The sequence below is a fragment of the Stenotrophomonas sp. GD04024 genome (assembly GCF_029837545.1).
GTDB classification, from domain to species: domain Bacteria; phylum Pseudomonadota; class Gammaproteobacteria; order Xanthomonadales; family Xanthomonadaceae; genus Stenotrophomonas; species Stenotrophomonas forensis.
The window spans coordinates 26,473-48,025 of sequence record NZ_JAOEDV010000010.1 but is presented as its reverse complement, the minus strand read 5'-3'; the positions used below and the strand labels follow the sequence as shown (position 1 = coordinate 48,025).

The following is a 21,553-nucleotide window of genomic DNA, read 5'->3' as shown; positions in this document are numbered from 1 at the left end:
CCAGTAACGACGCGGGTTTCGGGCCATTGGACAGCGCGCGTCAATGCTTGACGCGCGCGTTTCCGCTCGGTTTGGCCTTGCTCCGCACCGTGACACGTTGCGCACTCTTGCGCGCCTTCTTCGGTGCCAACGGACGCTCAAGTGCCAGGTCCAGCACTTCTTCGATGTACTTCACCGGCACGATCTTCAGATCGCGGGTGACGTTGGCCGGGATGTCAGCAAGGTCCTTGCGGTTCTCTTCCGGAATGATGACCGTGCGGATGCCGCCGCGCAGCGCAGCCAGCAGCTTCTCCTTCAGGCCACCAATGGCGGTGACACGACCGCGCAGGGTGATCTCGCCGGTCATCGCCACGTCGGCACGCACCGGCACCTTGGTCAGCATCGACACCAGCGAGGTGACCATCGCCGCACCGGCACTGGGGCCGTCCTTCGGCGTGGCACCGTCCGGCACGTGCAGGTGCACGTCGTGCTTCTGCAGGAAGTCGCTGTCGATGCCGAAGCCGACCGCGCGCGAGCGCACCACCGACAACGCCGCCGACGCCGATTCCTTCATCACGTTGCCGAGCTGGCCGGTCAGGATCAGCTGGCCCTTGCCCGGCACCAGCGTCGATTCGATCTGCAGCAGATCGCCACCGACTTCGGTCCAGGCCAGGCCGGTGACCAGGCCGATCTCGTTCTCTTCCTCGGCACGGCCGAAGTCGAAGCGACGCACGCCCAGGTACTTGTCCAGGTTCTTGCTGGACACGCTCACCAGCGCCTTCTTCTTGGCACCCTTCTTTGCCTTCACCGGCTGCGGGCCGGCCAGCGCGATCTCCTTCACCACCTTGCGGCAGATCTTGGCGATCTCGCGTTCCAGGTTGCGCACGCCCGATTCGCGCGTGTAGTAGCGCACGATGTCCTGGATGGCATCGCTGCCGATCTCCAGTTCTTCCGGCTGCAGGCCGTTGGCCTTGATCTGCTTGGGCACCAGGTAGCGGGTGGCGATGTTGAGCTTCTCATCCTCGGTGTAGCCGGGGATGCGGATCACTTCCATGCGGTCCAGCAGCGGGCCCGGGATGTTCAGCGAGTTCGAGGTGGCCACGAACATCACTTCGGACAGGTCCAGGTCCACTTCCAGGTAGTGGTCGTTGAACGCGTTGTTCTGCTCCGGGTCGAGCACTTCCAGCAGCGCCGACGACGGGTCGCCGCGGAAATCCATCGACATCTTGTCGATCTCGTCGAGCACGAACAGCGGGTTCTTGCTGCCGACCTTGTTGAGGTTCTGCACGATGCGGCCCGGCATCGAACCCACATAGGTACGGCGATGGCCACGGATCTCGGCTTCGTCGCGGACGCCGCCCAGCGACATGCGCACGAACTTGCGGTTGGTGGCCTTGGCGATGGACTGGCCCAGCGAGGTCTTGCCCACGCCCGGCGGCCCGACCAGGCACAGGATCGGGCCCTTCATCTGCTTCACGCGCGACTGCACCGCCAGGTATTCAAGGATGCGTTCCTTGACCTTCTCCAGGCCGTAGTGATCGGCATCGAGGGTGTCCTGCGCGGCCTTCAGGTCCTTGCGCACCTTGCTGCGCTTCTTCCACGGCACGCCCAGCAGCCACTCCAGGTAGTTGCGCACGACCGCCGCTTCGGCCGACATCGGCGACATCTGCTTGAGCTTGTTCAGTTCGTTGCGCGCCTTGGCTTCAACGGCCTTCGGCATGCCGGCTTCGGCAATCTTGCGGGCCAGTTCTTCCAGCTCGCCCGGCGCGTCGTCCAGGTCACCCAGTTCCTTCTGGATGGCCTTCATCTGTTCGTTGAGGTAATACTCGCGCTGGCTCTTCTCCATCTGCGACTTCACGCGGCCGCGGATGCGCTTCTCCATCTGCTGCACGTCGATCTCGCCGTCGACCAGGCCGACCAGCATCTCCAGGCGGTCACCCACGGCCAGCGTTTCCAGCAGGCGCTGCTTGTCGGCCAGGCGCACGCTGATATGCGCGGCGATGGTGTCGGCCAGGCGCGCCGGCTCATCGATGCCCGACAGCGTCTGCAGCAGTTCCGGCGGCAGCTTGCGGTTGGTCTTCACGTACTGCTCGAACAGCGACATCAGCGAGCGGGCGATCGCCTCGACCTCGCGGGCTTCGCGCTCGTCGGTGGCATCGATCTCCACGGCCTGGCCGTGCAGCGAGCCGTTGCGCTCGTCGACGTGGGTGACCTGCACGCGCGACAGGCCTTCAACCAGCACCTTGATGGTGCCGTCGGGCAGCTTCAGCAGCTGCAGCACCTGCGCCAGCGTGCCGACCTGGTAGAGGTCGGCCGCGTGCGGGTCATCGGTCTCGGCCGACTTCTGCGCCAGCAGCAGGATGCGCTTGTCCGATTCCATTGCCTGTTCAAGCGCGTGCATGGACTTGTCACGGCCGACGAACAGCGGGATGACCATGTGCGGGAACACCACTACGTCGCGCAGCGGCAGGACCGGCAGGTCGAGGGTTTCACTTGGGGAACGGGCCATGGGGGCTCCAGGGAAGGGGAAAACCGCCTCCGGGAGGGCATCTTCCGGAGACAAAAAAAGCCGATGGCCCCGTTATGGGGCCATCGGCTTTCAGATGCAAGGCATTCCTTGAAAATCCTTTCCAATCAACAACCTGGAAGGATCACTCGGCGCCTGCGGCCTTCTGTTCAGGGGCCGCGGGGGTCTGGTAGATCAGGTACGGCTCGGACTTGTGCTCGATCACCGACTCGTCCACCACCACCTTGCTGACGTTTTCCTGCGACGGCAGGTCGTACATGGTGTCCAGCAGGACCGATTCGACGATGGTGCGCAGGCCGCGGGCGCCGGTCTTGCGCTTGAGCGCCTTCCTGGCGATGGCCGACAGCGCGTCCGGACGGAACTCCAGCTCGACATTCTCCATCTCGAACAGCTTCTTGAACTGCTTGGTGATGGCGTTCTTCGGCTCGGTCAGGATCTTGATCAGGGCCGGCTCGTCCAGCTCTTCCAGGGTCGCCACCACCGGCAGGCGGCCGACGAACTCGGGAATCAGGCCGAACTTGATCAGGTCTTCCGGCTCGACTTCGGCCAGCACCTTGCCCACTTCCTGCTTGCGCTCGCTGCTCTTGACCTTGGCGCCGAAGCCGATGCTGCCGACGTCGGTGGAACGGGCCTGGATCACCTTGTCCAGCCCGGCGAACGCGCCGCCGCAGATGAACAGGATGTTCTTGGTGTCCACCTGCAGGAATTCCTGCTGCGGATGCTTGCGCCCGCCCTGCGGCGGAACGCTGGCCACGGTGCCTTCGATCAGCTTCAGCAGGGCCTGCTGCACGCCTTCGCCGGACACATCGCGGGTGATCGACGGGTTCTCGCTCTTGCGCGAGATCTTGTCGATCTCATCGATGTAGACGATGCCCTGCTGCGCCTTCTCGACGTCGTAGTCGCACTTCTGCAGCAGCTTCTGGATGATGTTCTCCACGTCCTCGCCCACGTAACCGGCTTCGGTCAGCGTGGTGGCGTCGGCCATGGTGAACGGCACGTTGAGCAGGCGGGCCAGGGTCTCGGCCAGCAGCGTCTTGCCCGAACCGGTCGGGCCGACCAGCAGGATGTTCGACTTCGCCAGTTCGACGTCGTCGTTCTTCTGCCGGCTCTCGATGCGCTTGTAGTGGTTGTACACGGCCACGGCCAGGGTGCGCTTGGCACGGTTCTGGCCGATCACGTACTGGTCGAGAACCTCGAGGATCTCGCGCGGCTTGGGCAGCGAACTGCGCGCCGACTGCGCCTTTTCCTCGAGTTCCTCACGGATGATGTCGTTGCACAGCTCCACGCACTCATCGCAGATGAATACGCTCGGACCCGCAATCAGCTTGCGCACTTCATGCTGGCTCTTGCCGCAGAAAGAGCAGTAGAGGATCTTGCCGGTGTCCGTGGAACGACCTTGGCGGTCTTCGCTCATGCTTCGCTTACCCAGTTACCCCACCCGCTGAACGGGGGTTCGATTCGAGAATAGCACAGGGCCGAGGGGACACCAGTCCCGCCCGACCCTGCAGGAACGGGGCCTGCCGGGCCCCGTGAAGGCCGGTCAACCGGCCTGGATCGACTCATCCGGACGACGCTCCAGGACCTGGTCGACCAGACCGTAGGCCTGCGCTTCGAAAGCGCTCTTGAAGTTGTCGCGCTCGGTGTCACGGGCGATCGTCTCCAGCGACTGGCCGGTGTGCTTGGCCAGCACCTCGTTCAGGCGCGAACGCAGGGTCAGGATCTCACGCGCATGGATGTCGATGTCGGTGGCCTGGCCCTGGTAGCCGCCCAGCGGCTGGTGGATCATCACGCGCGAATTCGGCAGCGCGTAGCGCTTGCCGGCTTCACCGGCAGCCAGCAGCAGGGCGCCCATCGAGGCCGCCTGGCCGATGCAGGTGGTGCTCACATTCGGCTTGATGTACTGCATGGTGTCGTAGATCGCCATGCCGGCGGTGACCACGCCACCAGGCGAGTTGATGTAGATGTTGATGTCCTTTTCCGGGTTTTCCGACTCCAGGAACAGCAACTGCGCCACCACCACGTTGGCCATGTGATCGTCGATCGGGCCCACGAGGAAGATCAGGCGCTCCTTCAACAGGCGCGAATAGATGTCGTAGGCACGCTCGCCGCGGCTGGTCTGCTCGACCACCATCGGAACCAGGTTCAGGGCTTTGGTTCGGTTGTCCATTACGTGAGGTACCTATCTTGGGGGGAAACAACCCCGCGCCGGCAAAGGCGCGGGGCATTCGGTGATCCGCCCGGGCTTACTGGCGGATCGCGTCCTGGAACGACAGCTTTTCTTCGGTGTGCTGGGCACGCTCGGCGATCCAGTCGATCACCTGCTCTTCCATCACGCGGTTCTGCAGGCCAGACATCAGCTGGGGGTCGTTGCGGTACATCTCAATGACCTGCTCCGGCTCTTCGTAGGTCGAAGCGATCAGGCGCATCGTTTCGTTCAGGCGCTTGGCTTCCAGGCGCAGGTCGTTGGTACGGGCCACTTCACCGACCAGCAGGCCGACCAGCACGCGCTTGGCGGCAGCGTCCTTGAAGCCCTCATGGGCATCGGCCGGGATCTCACCGACGTTCTGGCCGTTACGGCGGATCTGCTCCACCTGCTGGGCCAGCATGGCGCGGGCTTCGTTCTCGACCAGGCGCGGCGGCATTTCCACCGAAGCGTAGGCGGCGATCAGCTGCTCGCCCACTTCGCGACGCAGGCGGTTCATCAGGGCGCCCTTCAGCTCGCGCTCCAGGTTGGCGCGGATGTCGCTGCGGAACTGCTCGACGTCGCCGCCCTTCACGCCAAAGCTCTTGATGAAGGCTTCGTCGACCGCCGGCACGACCGGCTCGGACACCTCGGCAACCTTGACGGTGACCTGCACGGTCTTGCCGGCCAGTACCGGCACGCGCCAGTCAGCCGGGAACTCGACGTCCAGGGTCTTCTCTTCACCCTTGGCCAGGCCGACCAGGCCCTTCTCGATGGTGTCGAACATCATGCCCTGGCCGAGCACGATCGAACCCTTCTCGGTGCCCTCGGCCGGCAGGCGCTCTTCGCCGGCCTGCGACCAGGTTTCCACTGCGACCAGGTCGCCGTCCTGCGCGCCACGGCTGACCGGGGCCCAGGTACGACGCTGGTTCTGCAGGTTCTCGATCATCTGGTCGATGTCGGCGTCGGTGATTTCGGCGCTGTGGCGCACCACGGTCAGCTTGCTGACGTCGATGTCGCCGAAGTCCGGCACCACTTCCACGGTGGCCACGAACGAGAACTCACCCTCGTCGCCCTTGTCGATGCGCGGGCTGCCGACGATGCGCAGGTCGTGCTCACGCACGGCGGCATCGAAGGTTTCGCGCAGCAGGCCGTCCAGCGCTTCGCCACGGACCTGCGCGCCGAAGCGCTGCTCGATCACCTTGGCCGGCACCTTGCCCGGACGGAAACCCTTGATGCGGGTGGTACGGGCGATTTCGCCCAGGCGGCCGACGATGTGGCTCTGCAGACGGTCTTCCGGCAGCGAGAAGCTCAGGCGGCGTTCCAGGTTGCCGGTGGATTCGATCGAAGCTTGCATGTTGACTCCTGCCACCGGTGGCCCAGGCCCCCGGCTCGATGATTGGGATGAAACGGTTGTAAGGACACGGCGTCTGGGACGCGCCTGCTTGCCGCAGCCCTTTAGTTTCGCCCAATTCGGCCTGCACTGCCAGCGCGTGCCGGGTCAAGGGGCGCAGAGGGCCCGATCAGGGCGGGGACAGGCCGGCACTGGTGCGAAAGGGGGGACTCGAACCCCCACGCCTTGCGGCACTGGAACCTAAATCCAGGGCGTCTACCAATTCCGCCACTTTCGCGTGGCCGGCACAGGCGTTCATTGTCGCAGGCAGGGGCGGGAAGCGGAAGTCCTGCACAAAACTGAACATGGCCGTCCCGGCGAGCAACGGCCCTCCGGGACGGCGCTGGTTCAGTGCGGCGGTTCGGTTCGGGCGGGCGCCGTTGCGGCGCCCTGCCCGGCTGCTGGATCCGCTTCGCGGACCTCCACGCCCCCCTCGTCGGTGCCGCGCAGCTCCACCGCCTCAGGGGCGGCGCCACCCTCCGGCGATACCGGCCGTGCCGGAACAGCCTCCACGCTGGCATCGCGCTCGACGGTCTGCGCCGGATCACTGCCGGGCGCGCAGGCCACCAGTGCCATCAGTGCGACGGGAACCCACGCCATCATGCGCAGTCGATTGATATCGGCCATCAACATCTTCCTTCGTGCATGCGCCATCGGCGCGGAAGATCCATTGGGTTCGATGGAGAACGCGATGCGGTGAGAAGCAGCGCACAGCATTGAAAACACTGATGACGCATATGCCACTGATTTCAGCACCGCTTCAGTAGATCCACGCCATGCGTGGGTGAAGCGCAACCCGGCGTACGGACAAGAAAAAAGCCACTTGGCGAACCAAGTGGCTTTCGTCTGGTGGGCTGTCAAGGATTCGAACCTTGGACCTATTGATTAAGAGTCAACTGCTCTACCAACTGAGCTAACAGCCCGAAATCGGGGCGCGAATTATGACCCGATCCGCTCGGTGGGTGCAAGCGCTTTCTTCAACATCGTTGAAACCAGCACCACATCCAGCTGCCTCTGCAGAACGGCACCAGGCCGGACTCCGCAGGGCGTGATCCATCGCAACGAAGGAGTCACACTAATAAGAAAAAAGCCACCTGGCGTACCAGGTGGCTTCCGTCTTGGTGGGCCGTCAAGGATTCGAACCTTGGACCTATTGATTAAGAGTCAACTGCTCTACCAACTGAGCTAACGGCCCGTGAAACTCAGACGCACATTGTAGCGTGCTTTCTGTTTATTGCAATACCGTTTCGGCTGCGCCGATGCGGTTGAATCAGTGGGGTGGCTGAGGGGATTCGAACCCCCGACCACCGGAATCACAATCCGGTACTCTAACCAACTGAGCTACAGCCACCACTGAAACTTTTGCTCCCTCGCCGATACCACTGACGCTGGAACTCAAACCTTTGCCTGGAGACTGTCACCGAAGTTCCGGTCCGCCGAAGCGAGTCCGATATTCTGGTGGAGTCTGTGGGCTTTTGCAAGCACTTCTTCACATCTGCCGATACGACCCCGGTGCCTCGCCAATGGCGCGCCCGACAGGAATCGAACCTGTAACCGCCGGCTTAGAAGGCCGGTGCTCTATCCAGTTGAGCTACGGGCGCCCGAACCGGAACGATGTCCAATCCGACGTGGCGTGGGATTGGTCGGGGTAGAGGGATTCGAACCCCCGACATCCTGCTCCCAAAGCAGGCGCGCTACCAGACTGCGCTATACCCCGGTCTTGCAATCCCCTCGGGCCAGGCCCGGGGAGTCGTTCATTGTCGCCAAGCGCATCGCGAACTGTCAACGCAGGCGCGACCGATCATGAACCCGCCACGGCGCCCTGCATGTCCATCGGCTATGCTCGTGGACATCGGCCGGATGGCCGTCCCGACCCTCATTCGCACGGAGAACACGCATGCGCAGCGGCAACCCGGCTCTTTCCGAGTCGACCTTCCTCGACCTCGCCAGCGGTTCGGTGGTGACCAGCCCCGGCCAGGTGATGACCCTCAACGGCACCGCCAACAAGACCGGCATCCTGCTGCTGTTGACCGTGCTGACCGCGGCCTTCGCCTGGAACCAGTCCGTCAACGAGTACGGCGAGGTCATGGGCGCAGCCAAGCTGTATGCCATGGGCGGCGCGATCGGCGGGCTGGTGCTGGCGCTGATCACCATCTTCAAGAAGGAATGGTCGCCGGTCACCGCACCGATGTATGCGCTGGTCGAGGGCCTGTTCCTGGGCGCCGTGTCGGCGCTGTTCAACATGAAGTACCCGGGCATCGTCTTCCAGGCCGTGCTGCTGACCTTCGGCACGCTGGCCGCGCTGCTGTTCGCGTACCGCAGCGGCGTGATCAAGGCCACCGAGAACTTCAAGATGGGCGTGGTGGCTGCCACCGGCGGCATCGCCCTGCTCTACCTGGCCTCCTTCGTACTGGGCTTCTTCAACATCAACGTCCCGGTGATCCACGACTCCAGCTGGCTGGGCATCGCCTTCAGCCTGTTCGTGGTGGTGGTCGCAGCACTGAACCTGGTGCTGGACTTCGACTTCATCGAGACGGGCGTGGCCCAGCGCGCGCCGAAGTACATGGAGTGGTATGGCGCATTCGGCCTGATGGTGACCCTGGTCTGGCTGTACATCGAATTCCTGCGCCTGCTGTCGAAGATCCAGCAGCGCTGAGCCACGCCATGCCGTAAACGACAAAGGGCGCCCGGGTGGCGCCCTTTTCCTTTGACGCATCAGCGCGCCAGCAGCGCCGGAAGCGACGAGGCCAGCAGCGCGATGCCCGACGCGGTCAGCAGGCTCAGCACGAGCTGGCGGAAGCGCGCCTCGCTGATGCCGATGTAGACCCGCGCACCGAGCAGGGCCGGCACCAGCATGGCCGGCGCCACGATGGCGAAATACGGCAGCATCTGCCGGTTCACCAGGCCACTGCCGACATAGGTGGCCATGGTCACCGCCAGCATCGCCAGGTTGAAGTTCTGGATGACCGCGCGCTGCTCATCCTTGCCGAAACCACGCAGCGTGCTCCACAACGTCGGCACGGGCCCGGCGAATCCACCGATGCCGCTGAGCACACCACCGGCCATGCCGGCGATCGCGTCACCCAGGCGGCCGCCCGCGCGGATCGGCGGCAACGACCGCGCCATCAGCATCACCGGGCACCACAGCGCGAGGAAGCCCCCCAGCAGCGCCTTGAACCACTCCATGTCCAGCTGCGGCAGCACCATCACGCCCAGCGGGATGCCCGCCAGACCGCCCAGCACGAATGGCAGCAGCAGACGCAGGTTGAATCCGCGGCGCACGGTGAACACCGCGACCAGCTGGCCGACCAGCGCGCCGAATACCGACAGCGTTGCTGCCAGTCGCGGCTCCAGCCCCCACGCCCAGAACGACATCGCCACCATGCCGAACGCGAAACCCGACAGGCCCTGCACGAATCCGGCGACGATCGCGCCGAGCGCGACCAGCAGATAGACCGACTCCATCACCACCTCGGTTGCGGTTGCATGGCTACCCAGCCGCGCCACTCTGCGCAGCGTAGTGCGCTGCGAGATGCTCGACCAGCGCACGCACCTTCGGCGCCAGTGCACGCGCATGCGGATACAGCGCGAAGTAGCGGCGCTGTCCGGCGTGCCAGGCCGGCAGCACCCGGATCAAACGACCGGCGCGCAGGTCCTCCTGCACGGTCAGCGCAGTGAACAGACTGACGCCCATTCCGGCCAGCGTCGCCGCATACAGCGCCGGTGTGGCGTCCACGCGCAGGCGTTGCCCGGCGTCGATGGTCACGGTCGCACCGCGTGGCCCGTGCAGTTGCCAGGGCGGCATCGACGGCGTGGGACTGAAACCCAGCCGCAGGTGCTGCGAGAGATCCGACGCCTGCCGGGGCAGTCCGTGGCGCGCCAGGTAGCCAGGCGCGGCCACCAGGATGCGCGGGCAGCTGGCCAGCTCGCGTGCAACCAGCTGGCTGTCCGGCAATGATGGCGCGATGCGCAGCGCAAGATCGAAACCACCGCCCACCACATCGACCAGCTGATCATCGGCGGAAAGATCCAGCGCCACCTGCGGGTAGCGCTGCAGGAACGTCGGCAGCCAATGCGGCAGCTCCTGGCTGGCCACCACCTGCGGCACGCTGATGCGTACGGTGCCACTGGGCTGCGCCTGCCCGGCACGCACGCGATCATCTGCTTCTTGCAGGCGATCCAGCAGCGCTCCCGCCTCGCGGTAGTAGTCGCGACCGGCTTCGGTCAGTGACAGCCGGCGGCTGTTGCGGTCCAGCAGGCGTACCTGCAGGTGTTCTTCCAGCTGCCGCAGTTGCCGCGACATGGCCGAATGGGTCGTCCCCAATCGCTCGGCGGCAGCGGTGAAGCTACCCGCATCGACGATGGCACGCAGCGCGCGCAGGGCGGCGAATTGATCCATCAGCGGGCGGCTCCGGTTGGCAGGACCCGCGATGTGCGGGCCCTGCCAGCTTATCAAGCACCGCCGCCGGCCTTGCGCACCGGCAGCGCCAGGATCGCGTCAGTGGTCATGACATCGCCGAATGTGTCCTCGATCTGGGCCAGCGCGGCCTCGTGCAGCGCGCGATGGCCGATGTGCTGGCCACCGGCCAGGTCCAGGTCGCGGCTGGCCGTTGCATCGGACGACACGATCACCCGGTAGCCACGCGGTGCCGCGGCGGCATCGCGGGCGGCGCCGGCCACGCAGGCATGGGTCTGCAGGCCGGTGACGATCAGGGTGTCGATGCCCGCCTGCTTCAGCACGGTGTCGATCACTGCCGCAGAGCCGCCAGCGAACACGCTGACGTTGTCCTTCTGCACCACGGTCTCGCCGGCCCGCGGCTGCATGTCGCGATGGAAGGCGGCATTGGCACTGCCCTGCGCGAACAGCGGCGCACCTGCTGGCAGCACATGCTGCACGTGGATGACGCGGATGCCATTGGCATCGGCGAAGTCGATCAGGCGGCGGGTCTGGCGCAGCGCGGCCACGCCATCGGGGATGACCATGCGGCCACCGGCAAAGCCAGGCGCGGCCTTTGCATCGAAGTACTCGTTCTGGAAATCGATCACCAGCACGGCGGTCTTGGCCGCATCCAGCGAAGCGGGGACCGGGGCGCCAGCCATGTGGCGGATGGTGGGATGGGCCGGCTCGGCGGCGACGACCGGGGCGGTGGCGGCCATGCCGATCAGGCTGGCCAGGCCAAAGGCGGTGAGGTTCATCGGACGACTCCTGTGCGGTGGAAAGTGGGCACAGGATGCGGAGCGGATGGCGCACGAACCAGCAGTGAAGCAGCACACGATCTGTGCAGATAGCGCACAGACCGATAGTGTAGTGTCGAGCCATGCTCGACTGCTCTTCGCGTGAGCCCCATAAGAAAGCAAAAGCCGTCGAGCATGGCTCGACGCTACAGAAGCGCAGAAACGCAACGGGGCGCCCGAAGGCGCCCCGCTGTGGGTCCAACCGAGGCTGGCCGACCGCTTACAGGCGGCTGGCGATGGCCTGGGCGAAGCTCATGGTGGTACCGGTGCCCCCCAGGTCGCCGGTCAGCGAGTCCTTGGCTTCCATGGTGGCCACGATCGCCTTGCGCAGGCGCTCGGCATTTTCCGGCTGGCCGACGTGGTCCAGCATCTGCGCGGCTGCCAGCAGCAGTGCGCACGGATTGGCCTTGCCCTGGCCGGCGATGTCCGGTGCAGTACCGTGCACGGCTTCGAAGATCGCCGCGTCCTTGCCGATGTTGGCACCCGGGGCCAGGCCCAGGCCGCCGACCAGGCCAGCGCACAGGTCGGAGATGATGTCGCCGAACAGGTTGGTGGTGACGATCACGTCGAACTGTTCCGGACGCATCACCAGCTGCATGCAGCAGTTGTCGACGATCATTTCCTGGAACTCGATCTCCGGGTACTGCGCGGCCACTTCGCGGGCGACGTTCAGGAACAGGCCGGAGGTCGACTTGATGATGTTGGCCTTGTGCACGGCGGTGACCTTCTTGCGGCCGGTGCTCTTGGCCAGCTCGAAGGCGTAGCGCACGATGCGCTCGGAGCCCTTGCGGGTGATGCGGGTGCCGGAGAAGGCGGTCTCGCCATCGGCCGACACTTCCTGGCCTTCGGCCAGGTACGCACCTTCGGTGTTCTCGCGAACGGTGATCAGGTCAACGTTGTCGAAACGCGACTTGGTGTTCGGGAAGGTGTGCGCCGGACGCACGTTGGCGTACAGGTCGAAGTGGCGGCGCAGGCTGACGTTGATCGAGGTGAAGCCACCACCGACCGGGGTGGTCAGCGGGCTCTTCAGCGCCACCTTGTTGCGCGCGATCGATTCCAGGGTCACCGCCGGCATCAGGTCGCCGTGCTTTTCCAGGGCCACCAGGCCGGCGTCGGCGTCCTCGTACTCCAGGCCAGTCTTGAGCTGGTCGAGCACGAACAGGGTGGCGTCCATGATTTCCGGGCCAATGCCGTCGCCGCGGATGACCGTAATTTTCTGCGTCATTGATCGATGTTCCGAACAGGGGGAAAAACGCCGTCCGGACGTGCCCGGAAACGCCGGCGCAAAGGAAGTTTCACCGGCAATTATGCCTTAGCCGGGCCCGGCTACCCAAGTAGACCATGGTCCTGACCCCGGCAAAGGCATAATTGCCCGCGCATTCTTCCTCTACCCCCGCCTGTCGGCGCGCCCCTTCAACAAGAAGGGGCTCCTGGGCTCTTGGATCGCGGGGAAGGCCCCCCGCGCGCTCGGTAGTGCCGGCCGCTGGCCGGCAACTTCGGCCATGTCGGGTTCAGGCGATGCCGGCCAGGGCCGGCACTTTCTTCAGTGTTCGTGCGCTGCCGGTGCGGCGGCGCCGCCTTCGAGCTGGTCGAGGAAATCGACCGCGCGGCGCAGGTGCGGGATCACGATCGAGCCGCCGACCACCAGGCCGACCGAGAAGGTCTCGAAGAACTCTTCGCGGGTCACCCCGGCGTCCTTGCACTGGGCCACGTGGTAGCTGATGCAGTCGTCGCAGCGCAGCACCATCGAGGCCACCAAGCCCAGCAGTTCCTTGGTCTTCACGTCCAGCGCGCCGGCCTGGTAGGTCTGCGTATCCAGCGCGAAGAAGCGGCGCACCACCTGGTTCGGTTCGCCCAGGATGCGCTCGTTCATGCGCTTGCGGAAGTCGGTGAACTCGGCGATGCGGTCCTTGCTGCCGTCGTCGGCCGCGCTCATGCCTGGCCCTGCCCGGCCAGCAGCGGCTCGAGCTTGCCTTCACGGTGCAGGGCCATCATGTCGTCGTAACCGCCGACATGGACGTCGCCGACGAAAATCTGCGGCACGCTGGTGCGGCGGGTCAGCGCCATCATCTTCTCGCGCTCGGCCGGGTCCAGGTCGATGCGGACCTCGGTCCACTGCTGGCCCTTGCTCTTCAGGAAGTTCTTGGCGGCCACGCAGTACGGGCAGACGGCGGTGGAATAGATGGTGATGGCGGGGGCACCGCCGGCGGTCTGGGCTGTCACGGGAAACTCCACGATGGATCGACGGTCCATATATGGTACCGGTGCGCTGGAATTTCCACGCCACGGCCGCAACACTGTGGATTAACGAATGGTTGCCCCCTGCCCTGCCACGCTGGGCGCGCCCTGCCCGAGGACCTCCTGCTTGCGAGCCCTGCTGCTGACTACCGCCATCACCCTGGCCCTGGCCATGCCGCTGGCCCAGGCCCAGGAGAAGCTGCCCGACATCGGCTCCTCGGCCGGCGAACTGCTGACCCCGGCGCGCCAGGCCGAGTATGGCGCGATGATGCTGCGCGAGCTGCGCAACTACGGTTATCTGCTCGACGATCCGCTGGTCAACGACTGGCTGCAGACCATGGGTACCCGGCTTGGCTCCAACAGCGACCAGCCGCGGCAGCCGTACACGTTCTTCGTGATGAAGGACCGCCAGATCAACGCCTTCGCTACGCTGGGCGGCTACATCGGGGTCAACGCCGGCCTGGTATTGACCGCCGAGCGCGAGGACGAGGTAGCGGCAGTGCTGTCGCATGAAATCGCCCACGTCACCCAGCAGCACGTACTGCGTGGGGTCGAGCGCGCCCAGCGCGACCAGATCCCGATCCTGCTGGGCATGCTGGCCGCGGTGGTGGCCGCGCAGGCCAGCAACAGCACCTCCTCCGGCAACGCGACCATGGCCGCGATCAGCTCGGGCATGGGCCTGATGCAGCAGCGGCAGATCAACTACACCCGGTCCAACGAATCCGAGGCCGACCGCCTTGGCATCCGCACCCTGGCCCGCAGCGGCTACGACGTGGACGCCATGGCCGGCTTCTTCGAGCGGATGGCGGCGGCGATGCGTGGCAACGAAGGCGGCTACAGCGTGCCGGAGTTCCTGCGCACCCACCCGGTCAACATCACCCGCATCAGCGAAGCCAAGGCCCGTGCCGAGCAGATGAAGAAGGACACGGTGCTGCTGACCACCAGCACCCCCAGCGGCGAACGCAGGGAGCGGGTGGACCCGGCTGACCCCAGCCTGGCCGAACCGCTGCTGCGCGGCAACAATCCGCTGCTGCCCAGCAGCGTGCTGCGCATCCCGATCGGCCAGCTCAGCCGCGGTGCCAGCGGCGACTTCGACTGGGCACGCGAGCGCCTGCGGGTGCTCAGCGCCGACTCCACCGCCGAACTGGAGCGCGAATACGCCGACATGGCCAAGCGCCAGAAGGATGGCCTGAACGACGCCCAGCGCTATGGCCAGGCCCTGGCCGTCATGCGCGGCGGCCGCGCCGGTGCCGGGCAGGCCCGGCAGACCCTGGCCACCCTGCTGCAGACCCGCCCGGACAACCTGTGGCTGGCGCTGGGGCTGGGCGAGGCCGAATCGCGCGCCGGCCAGGCCGCCCAGGCCAACAGCCGCTTCGAACAGCTGCTGCGCGAGCACCCCAACAGCCGCCCGGTGGCCCTGACCTATGCCGAGATCCTGAACGAACAGGGCAGCCGCGAGGCCGGCCAGCGCGCGCAGGCCATGCTGCGGCCGCTGTTGTCGCAAAGCGGTAACGATCCGGTCTTCCAGCAGCGATACGCCCGCGCCAGCGAACTGGCCGGTGACAGCGTGCGCGCCAGCGAGGCCTATGCCGAGGCCGCCTTCCTCAGCGGTCGTCCGGAGCAGTCGCTGATCCAGTTGCAGGCGCTCAAGCGCAACCCGGCGCTGGATTATGTCGGCCGGGCACGGGTGGACGCGCGCATCGAAGCGATCACCCCCACCGTGCTGGAACTGCGCCGCCAGGGCGTGCAGGACCCCGACCTCGACCGCCGCTGAGCGCCGCATGACCGACCGATGGCAATCCAGGCCGGTTCCGGCCAGGCAGTCACAAACATGTCATCAAACCGTAGTCTACTGGCACCACTCCAGTAACCGAGCCCTACGGTGTCCTCGTGCAGAAACGCATCCTGATCGTCGATGACGAGCCCGCGATCCGTGAAATGGTCGCCTTCGCCCTGCGCAAGGGCGACTACGAACCTGTCCACGCCGGCGATGCCCGCGAGGCGCAGACCGCGATCGCCGACCGCGTGCCCGACCTGATCCTGCTGGACTGGATGCTGCCCGGTACCAGTGGCCTGGACCTGGCCCGCCGCTGGCGCAAGGAAACGCTGACCCGCGAAGTGCCGATCATCATGCTGACCGCCCGCGGCGAAGAGAACGATCGCGTCGGCGGGCTTGAAGCCGGTGTCGACGACTACGTGGTCAAGCCGTTCTCGGCGCGCGAACTGCTGGCCCGCATCCGTGCGGTGATGCGCCGCGCCCGCGAGGACGACGAGGACGGCAGCGTGGCGGTCGGCCCGATCCGCATCGATGGCGCCGCCCATCGCGTGTTCGCCAACGACCAGCCGGTGCCGATCGGCCCGACCGAATACCGCCTGCTGCACTTCTTCATGACCCACCCCGAGCGCGTCTACACCCGCGCCCAGCTGCTGGACCATGTCTGGGGTGGCAGCGTGTACGTGGAGGAGCGCACCATCGACGTGCATATCCGCCGCCTGCGCAAGACGCTGGAACCGTTCAACGCCGAGAACATGGTGCAGACCGTGCGCGGCGCCGGCTACCGCTTCTCTACTGCAACCTGAGTCTCGTCGTGCCGGCGCCGCGCACCCGCGGGTGCCGGTGCCGGCAACTCTGCTATAACCCTCGGTTCACCCCAGTGAACCGCCGCACCTCAACGACGAGATCGCAATGCCCCGCCACATCCGCTCTGCCTGGTTGAAGACCCTGGCCACCGTCGCCGCGGTACTGCTGTTCGCCGGACTGGTGGGGTGGTTCTCGGGCCATCTGTGGTTGTGCATCGCACTGGGCGCGTTGGCTACCCTGGCCTGGCATTACTGGCGCCTGCGCAGCGTGCTGCGCCGCCTGACCGCACGCCAGCGCTGGGACACCGCCGACGAAGGCACCGGCGTCTGGAACGAACTGGACCGCCTGCTGTACCGCAACCAGGTGGAAATGCGCGTGCGCAAGCGCCGCCTGCTGGACATGCTGCGCAGTTATCGCGCTGCCGCCGCCGCGTTGCCCGATGCGGTGGTGGTGCTGGACCGCAACAGCCAGCGCGTGCAGTGGTTCAACGAAGCGGCCACTGCCCTGCTCGGCCTGCACCATCCCGGTGATCTCGGCGAAGCGCTGGTCGAACGGCTGCAGCCGATGCCGCTGGCCCACTGGCTGGCCGGTGGCCGCAATGCCGAACCGATCCTGGACGTGCCCTCGCCGGTCGATCCGGCGATCCGCCTCAACCTGCGCCTGATTCCCTATTCGTCGGACTACTGGCTGCTGATCGCCCGCGACGTCACCAAGCTGCTGCGCCTGGAACAGGTCCGCCGCGACTTCGTGGCCAACGTTTCACACGAGCTGCGCACGCCGCTCACCGTGGTCCACGGCTATCTGGACATGATGGACCCGGACGATTTCCCCGGCACCGGGCCGATGCTGGAGGAAATGCGCAAGCAGAGCCAGCGCATGGCCCAGCTGGTGGAAGACCTGCTGACCCTGTCGCGGCTGGAATCGCAGGAGCACAGCGAGGACGAGACCGTGGCCATGCAGCCGATGCTGGCCACCCTGCGCCGCGAAGCCGAAGCACACAGCCAGGGCCGCCACCAGATCAGCATCGACGACCTGGCTGGAGTGGACCTGCAGGGCTCGACAAAGGAACTGCACAGCGCGTTTTCCAACCTGGTCACCAATGCGGTGCGCTACACCCCGGCCGGTGGCCGCATCGCCGTCGAGTTCCGCCGCGAAGGCGATGGCGCGGTGCTGGCCGTGCGTGATTCCGGCTACGGCATCCCGGCCACGCATCTGCCGCGCCTGACCGAACGTTTCTACCGCGTCTCCAGCAGCCGCTCCCGCGAAAGCGGCGGCACCGGCCTGGGCCTGTCCATCGTCAAGCACATCCTCGGCCTGCACCACGCGCGGCTGGAGATTGAAAGCGAGGTCGGCAAGGGCTCGGTGTTCTCCTGCCATTTCGATGCCGACCACGTGCGCCCACGCGAGTCCGCCCCCCTGACTTCCATCGAAGAATGACGCCATGAGCAGCCTCGGATCCCTCCCCCTCCCCGTGAGCCCGGACAACGATCCGCTGCGTGATCCGGCGCTCTACATCAACCGCGAACTGTCGCAGCTGGATTTCAACTTCCGCGTGCTGGCGCAGGCCATGGACCCGCAGGTACCGCTGCTGGAGCGCCTGCGCTTCATGTGCATCTCCTGCACCAACCTCGATGAATTCTTCGAGATCCGCGCCGCTGCCGTGCGCCACGCGCAGGAGTTCGGCCTGCCGCCGGCGCCGGACGGCATGAGCCCGCAGACCATCCTCTCCGCCATCCATGACCGTGCCGCCGAGCTGGTGGACCAGCAGTACCGCTGCTGGAACGAGACGCTGCGCCCGGCACTGGCGGAAGCCGGCATCGGTGTGCTCGGCCGCCACTCCTGGAACCACCGCCAGAAGCGCTGGCTGCGCGCGTACTTCCGCAACGAGATCATGCCGGTGCTGTCGCCGCTGGGCCTGGACCCGGTGCATCCGTTCCCGAAGATCCTCAACAAATCGCTGAACATCGTGGTGGTGCTGAAGGGCACCGATGCCTTCGGCCGCGCCGGCCACCTGGCCATCGTGCGTGCGCCACGCTCGCTGCCGCGCATCATCCAGCTGCCCGAAAAGCTTGGCGGTCCGCAGAACTTCGTGTTCCTGTCATCGGTGCTGTCGACCTTCGTCGATGAACTGTTCCCGGGCATGGAAGTGCTGGGCGCCTACCAGTTCCGCGTCACCCGCAATTCCGAGCTGGTGGTGGACGAGGAAGAAGTGGAGAACCTGGCGCTGGCACTGCGTGACGAGCTGGTCGACCGCGGTTACCGGCCGGCGGTGCGCCTGGAGATCGCCCATGACATGCCGCGCGACATCGTGCGCACCCTGCTGCAGAATTTCGGTTTGACCGAAAATGCCGTGTACCGCATCGACGGTCCGGTCAATCTCAACCGCATCATCCAGCTGTACGACCTGATCGCGCAGCCGGACCTGAAGTACCCGTCGATGACCCCGCGCACGCTGCGCGACAGCGATGGCATCTTCGAGACCGTCGCGCGCCAGGACCTGCTGCTGCACCACCCCTTCGATGCCTTCACCGCAGTGCTGGACCTGATCCGGCAGGCGGCGGTGGATCCGAACGTGCTGGCGATCAAGCAGACCCTGTACCGCACCGGCAAGGATTCGCTGATCGTCGACGCACTGATCCAGGCCGCGCGCAACGGCAAGGATGTGACCGTGGTGGTCGAGCTGCGTGCGCGCTTCGACGAAGAGGCCAACCTGGGCCTGGCCGATCGCCTGCAGGAAGCCGGCGTGCAGGTGGTGTACGGCGTGGTCGGCTACAAGACCCACGCCAAGATGCTGCTGATCGTTCGCCGCGAGGGCCGCAAGCTGCGCCGCTATGTGCACCTGGGCACCGGCAACTACCACAGCGGCACCGCCCGCGCGTACACCGACATCAGCCTGATCACCGCCGATGCGGACATCGGCAACGATGTGCACCTGTTGTTCCAGCAGCTGTCCGGCCTGGCGTCGAAGATGAAGCTCAAGCGCCTGCTGCAGTCGCCCTTCACCCTGCACACCGGCATCCTCGGCCGCATCGAGCGCGAAACCCGCATCGCCGCCGCGGGCCGTCCGGCGCGGATCATCGCCAAGATGAACGCACTGAACGAACCGCAGGTGGTGCGCGCGCTGTATGCCGCCTCGCAGGCCGGCGTGCAGATCGACCTGATCATCCGTGGCGCCTGTACCCTGCGCCCGGGCGTGCCGGGCGTGTCGGACAACATCCGGGTGCGCTCGATCGTCGGTAGATTCCTCGAGCACAGCCGCGTCTACTGGTTCGGCAACGATGGTGCGCCGGAAATGTACTGCGCCAGCGCCGACTGGCTTGAACGCAACCTGCTGCGCCGGGTCGAGACCTGCTTCCCGATCCTCGATCCGGAACTGGCCAAGCGGGTGTACCGAGAGGTGCTGCAGAACTACCTGGACGACAACCTCAACGCCTGGGAACTGGACGCCGAGGGCATCTACCACAAACGTGCCCCGGCCCACGACGAAGCCCCGCATTCGGCGCAGATGGCGTTGATGCAGGGGCTGTAACCCGGTGTGTCGACCCAGGTCGACACCCACCAACAGCAGCAGAAATCTGTCGAAGGCGGGGTGGGTCCGGTTGAGGGGGTGTGAGCGGCATGGATGCCGCGACCAAGCCCCCAAGGACGGGTTTACGGCGTCCCCCTCAACCGGACCCACCCCGCCATCCCACGGATAGCCCGCTTTTGCCGTTGCCGTTGCCGTTGCCGTTGATTCGGCGGGTGCAGGGCGCAGCCCTGCCGCACTCCCCCCTACAAAATGTGAAGGCCGCGCGGTGACGAGCACACCGCCCCTTCGGCTAACATTCGTCCATGCCGCATACCACCACGACTCCGCCCGCATTGCAGGATGGCGACCTGCTGGCCGCCATCGACCTTGGCTCCAATAGTTTCCACATGGTCATCGCGCGCTACACGCTCGGCCAGCTGCGGGTGATCGACCGCCTGCGCGAGACGGTGCGGATGGCCGACGGGCTGGATGGCAAGGGTGGACTCTCCGCGGCGGCCCGCCAGCGCGCGCTGGAGTGCCTGGCCCGCTTCGGCCAGCGCATCCGCAACGTGCCGCCGCACCGGGTGCGCGCACTGGCCACCAACACCGTGCGCCAGCTGCGCTCGCCGCAGTCGTTCCTGGTCCCGGCCGAAACCGCGTTGGGGCACGCCATCGAAGTGGTCAGCGGTCGCGAAGAAGCGCGCCTGATCTACCTCGGTGTCGCCCATGCACAACCGCCCAAGCCGGGCGAGCGCCGGCTGGTGATCGACATCGGCGGCGGTTCCACCGAATTCATCATCGGCATGGGGATGCAGACCCTGGAGCGCGAAAGCCTGCAGGCCGGCTGCATCGCCAGCACCCGCCGTTTCTTCCCCGGCGGCAAGCTGAGCAAGAAGCGCTGGAAGGACGCGCTGGCCGAGATCGGCCGCGAGTTCCAGCCCTTCGCCAGCAAGTACCGCGCGCTGGGCTGGCAGGAAGCACTGGGTTCTTCGGGCACGCACAAGGCGATCAGCGAGATCTGCGCGACGATGAAGCTGAGCAAGGGCGCGATCACCGCCGAAGCCCTGCCACAGCTGCGCGACGAACTGCTGAAAGCCAAGAAGATCGACGACATCCAGTTGCCGGGCCTGTCCAGCGACCGGCGCCCGATCATCGCCGGCGGCATCCTGGTACTGGAAGCGGCCTTCCAGGCGCTGGGCCTGCAGAAGCTGCTGGTCAGCAAGGCGGCGATGCGCGAAGGCATCCTGTATGACATCGTCGGCCGGGCCGGCGAGAACGACCTGCGTGACGAATCGGTGGCCGCGCTCAGCCAGCGCTATGGCATCGACATGACGCAGGCCGACCGCGTGCAGGAGACCGCACTGTCACTGCTGGAGCAGGTGCAGGAGCAATGGAAACTGGATGCCGACGATGCCCGCATGCTGGGCTGGGCTGCGCGCCTGCATGAGCTGGGCCTGATGATCGCGCACAGCGGCTACCACGTGCACGGCAGCTACGTGCTGGAACACTCGGACATCGCCGGTTTCTCGCGGCAGGAACAGCAGATGCTGGCCGCGCTGGTGCGCAGCCACCGCCGCAGCATCACCAAGACCGCCTTCGATGCCCTGCCCGAGCGCCTGCTGCTGACCGCACGCCGGCTGGCCGCCCTGCTGCGCCTGGCGGTGCTGCTCAACCGCGCGCACGAGGACGCCCCCCTGCCAGCGCTGGAACTGACCGCCGACGACAACCGGCTGTCGCTGATCGTGCCGCAGGCGTTCATCGATGCCCGCCCGTTGCTGCGCGCCGACCTGATCGGCGAGACCGACGGCATCGCCGGGCTGGGCATCCAGTTCCGTCCGTTCGTGGCCTGATTCCCCCGGGACGACGCGCGTCCCGCGCGCCAATTCGCGCTGCGCCGCAACATCGCCGCC

17 protein-coding genes and 6 tRNA genes are annotated in these 21,553 nt (G+C 66.1%); 6 read left to right on the top strand and 17 right to left on the bottom strand.

The annotated features are described in order from the left end of the window. Positions 1-40 precede the first annotated feature (40 nt). The 11 genes from lon to N7590_RS05185 form a co-directional block, all read right to left on the bottom strand. Entirely contained in the window at positions 41-2,488 is a 2,448-nt protein-coding gene (lon, locus tag N7590_RS05235) for an endopeptidase La (protein WP_053512047.1), read from the bottom strand. A 142-nt stretch (positions 2,489-2,630) separates the two neighbouring features. After that, positions 2,631-3,920 (bottom strand): ATP-dependent Clp protease ATP-binding subunit ClpX, encoded by a 1,290-nt coding sequence (gene clpX / locus N7590_RS05230; RefSeq protein ID WP_004154600.1) that lies wholly within the window; start codon positions 3,918-3,920, stop codon positions 2,631-2,633. Positions 3,921-4,046: 126 nt separating this feature from the next. Continuing rightward, entirely contained in the window at positions 4,047-4,673 is a 627-nt protein-coding gene (gene clpP, locus N7590_RS05225; protein WP_004146318.1) for an ATP-dependent Clp endopeptidase proteolytic subunit ClpP, read from the bottom strand. Positions 4,674-4,749: 76 nt separating this feature from the next. Continuing rightward, positions 4,750-6,045 (bottom strand): trigger factor, encoded by a 1,296-nt coding sequence (gene tig, locus N7590_RS05220; RefSeq protein ID WP_008268226.1) that lies wholly within the window; start codon positions 6,043-6,045, stop codon positions 4,750-4,752. Positions 6,046-6,234: 189 nt separating this feature from the next. Beyond that, positions 6,235-6,319: transfer RNA gene (locus N7590_RS05215), tRNA-Leu, on the bottom strand. A 110-nt stretch (positions 6,320-6,429) separates the two neighbouring features. Next, on the bottom strand, positions 6,430-6,708 hold the full coding sequence (locus tag N7590_RS05210; RefSeq protein WP_164241317.1) for a hypothetical protein: 279 nt from the start codon (positions 6,706-6,708) through the stop codon (positions 6,430-6,432). Between the two features lie 220 nt (positions 6,709-6,928). Continuing rightward, positions 6,929-7,004 (bottom strand) — tRNA-Lys (locus N7590_RS05205). A 196-nt stretch (positions 7,005-7,200) separates the two neighbouring features. After that, positions 7,201-7,276, bottom strand: a tRNA-Lys gene (locus N7590_RS05200). 79 nt (positions 7,277-7,355) lie between these two features. Continuing rightward, positions 7,356-7,432: transfer RNA gene (locus N7590_RS05195), tRNA-His, on the bottom strand. Positions 7,433-7,605: 173 nt separating this feature from the next. Continuing rightward, positions 7,606-7,682, bottom strand: a tRNA-Arg gene (locus tag N7590_RS05190). Positions 7,683-7,721: 39 nt separating this feature from the next. Continuing rightward, positions 7,722-7,798: transfer RNA gene (locus N7590_RS05185), tRNA-Pro, on the bottom strand. 180 nt (positions 7,799-7,978) lie between these two features. Between N7590_RS05185 and N7590_RS05180 the strand changes: the two genes are divergently transcribed. Next, a complete protein-coding gene (locus N7590_RS05180; protein ID WP_164086056.1) occupies positions 7,979-8,737 on the top strand; it encodes a Bax inhibitor-1/YccA family protein in 759 nt (252 codons plus the stop codon). Positions 8,738-8,796: 59 nt separating this feature from the next. On the opposite strand, the gene N7590_RS05175 is transcribed toward N7590_RS05180, so the two are convergent. From N7590_RS05175 to grxC, 6 genes are all read right to left on the bottom strand, one after another. Continuing rightward, the gene (locus N7590_RS05175) at positions 8,797-9,546 is read right to left on the bottom strand and encodes a sulfite exporter TauE/SafE family protein (protein ID WP_164241316.1); all 750 of its coding nucleotides are present in this window, start codon (positions 9,544-9,546) and stop codon (positions 8,797-8,799) included. Between the two features lie 25 nt (positions 9,547-9,571). Beyond that, complete coding sequence (locus N7590_RS05170; protein WP_164241315.1) at positions 9,572-10,480, bottom strand: LysR family transcriptional regulator; 909 nt, start codon at positions 10,478-10,480, stop codon at positions 9,572-9,574. Between the two features lie 53 nt (positions 10,481-10,533). After that, a complete protein-coding gene (locus N7590_RS05165) occupies positions 10,534-11,277 on the bottom strand; it encodes a cysteine hydrolase (protein ID WP_164241314.1) in 744 nt (247 codons plus the stop codon). A 259-nt stretch (positions 11,278-11,536) separates the two neighbouring features. Next, a complete protein-coding gene (locus tag N7590_RS05160) occupies positions 11,537-12,541 on the bottom strand; it encodes an isocitrate dehydrogenase (protein WP_014036138.1) in 1,005 nt (334 codons plus the stop codon). A 318-nt stretch (positions 12,542-12,859) separates the two neighbouring features. Next, positions 12,860-13,252 carry a carboxymuconolactone decarboxylase family protein gene (locus N7590_RS05155; RefSeq protein ID WP_005408260.1) on the bottom strand — a complete coding sequence of 131 codons (393 nt, stop codon included), beginning with the start codon at positions 13,250-13,252 and terminating at the stop codon, positions 12,860-12,862. Beyond that, positions 13,249-13,539 (bottom strand): glutaredoxin 3, encoded by a 291-nt coding sequence (gene grxC, locus N7590_RS05150; RefSeq protein WP_004154541.1) that lies wholly within the window; start codon positions 13,537-13,539, stop codon positions 13,249-13,251. The genes N7590_RS05155 and grxC overlap by 4 nt, the downstream gene beginning before the upstream one ends. An 88-nt stretch (positions 13,540-13,627) precedes the next feature. Here grxC and N7590_RS05145 point away from each other — a divergent pair, with 88 nt between their 5' ends. The 5 genes from N7590_RS05145 (at position 13,628) to ppx (ending at position 21,493) form a co-directional block, all read left to right on the top strand. After that, positions 13,628-15,328, top strand: a complete 1,701-nt coding sequence (locus N7590_RS05145; protein ID WP_180878948.1) for a M48 family metalloprotease — start codon at positions 13,628-13,630, stop codon at positions 15,326-15,328. 116 nt (positions 15,329-15,444) lie between these two features. Continuing rightward, entirely contained in the window at positions 15,445-16,134 is a 690-nt protein-coding gene (gene phoB / locus N7590_RS05140) for a phosphate regulon transcriptional regulator PhoB (RefSeq protein ID WP_005408258.1), read from the top strand. A 106-nt stretch (positions 16,135-16,240) separates the two neighbouring features. Further along, positions 16,241-17,572, top strand: coding sequence for a phosphate regulon sensor histidine kinase PhoR (gene phoR, locus N7590_RS05135; RefSeq protein WP_164241313.1), 1,332 nt, complete (start codon positions 16,241-16,243; stop codon positions 17,570-17,572). 4 nt (positions 17,573-17,576) lie between these two features. Then, on the top strand, positions 17,577-19,664 hold the full coding sequence (ppk1, locus tag N7590_RS05130) for a polyphosphate kinase 1 (protein ID WP_164241312.1): 2,088 nt from the start codon (positions 17,577-17,579) through the stop codon (positions 19,662-19,664). Positions 19,665-19,966: 302 nt separating this feature from the next. Further along, positions 19,967-21,493 carry an exopolyphosphatase gene (gene ppx / locus N7590_RS05125; protein ID WP_164241311.1) on the top strand — a complete coding sequence of 509 codons (1,527 nt, stop codon included), beginning with the start codon at positions 19,967-19,969 and terminating at the stop codon, positions 21,491-21,493. Positions 21,494-21,553 lie beyond the last annotated feature (60 nt).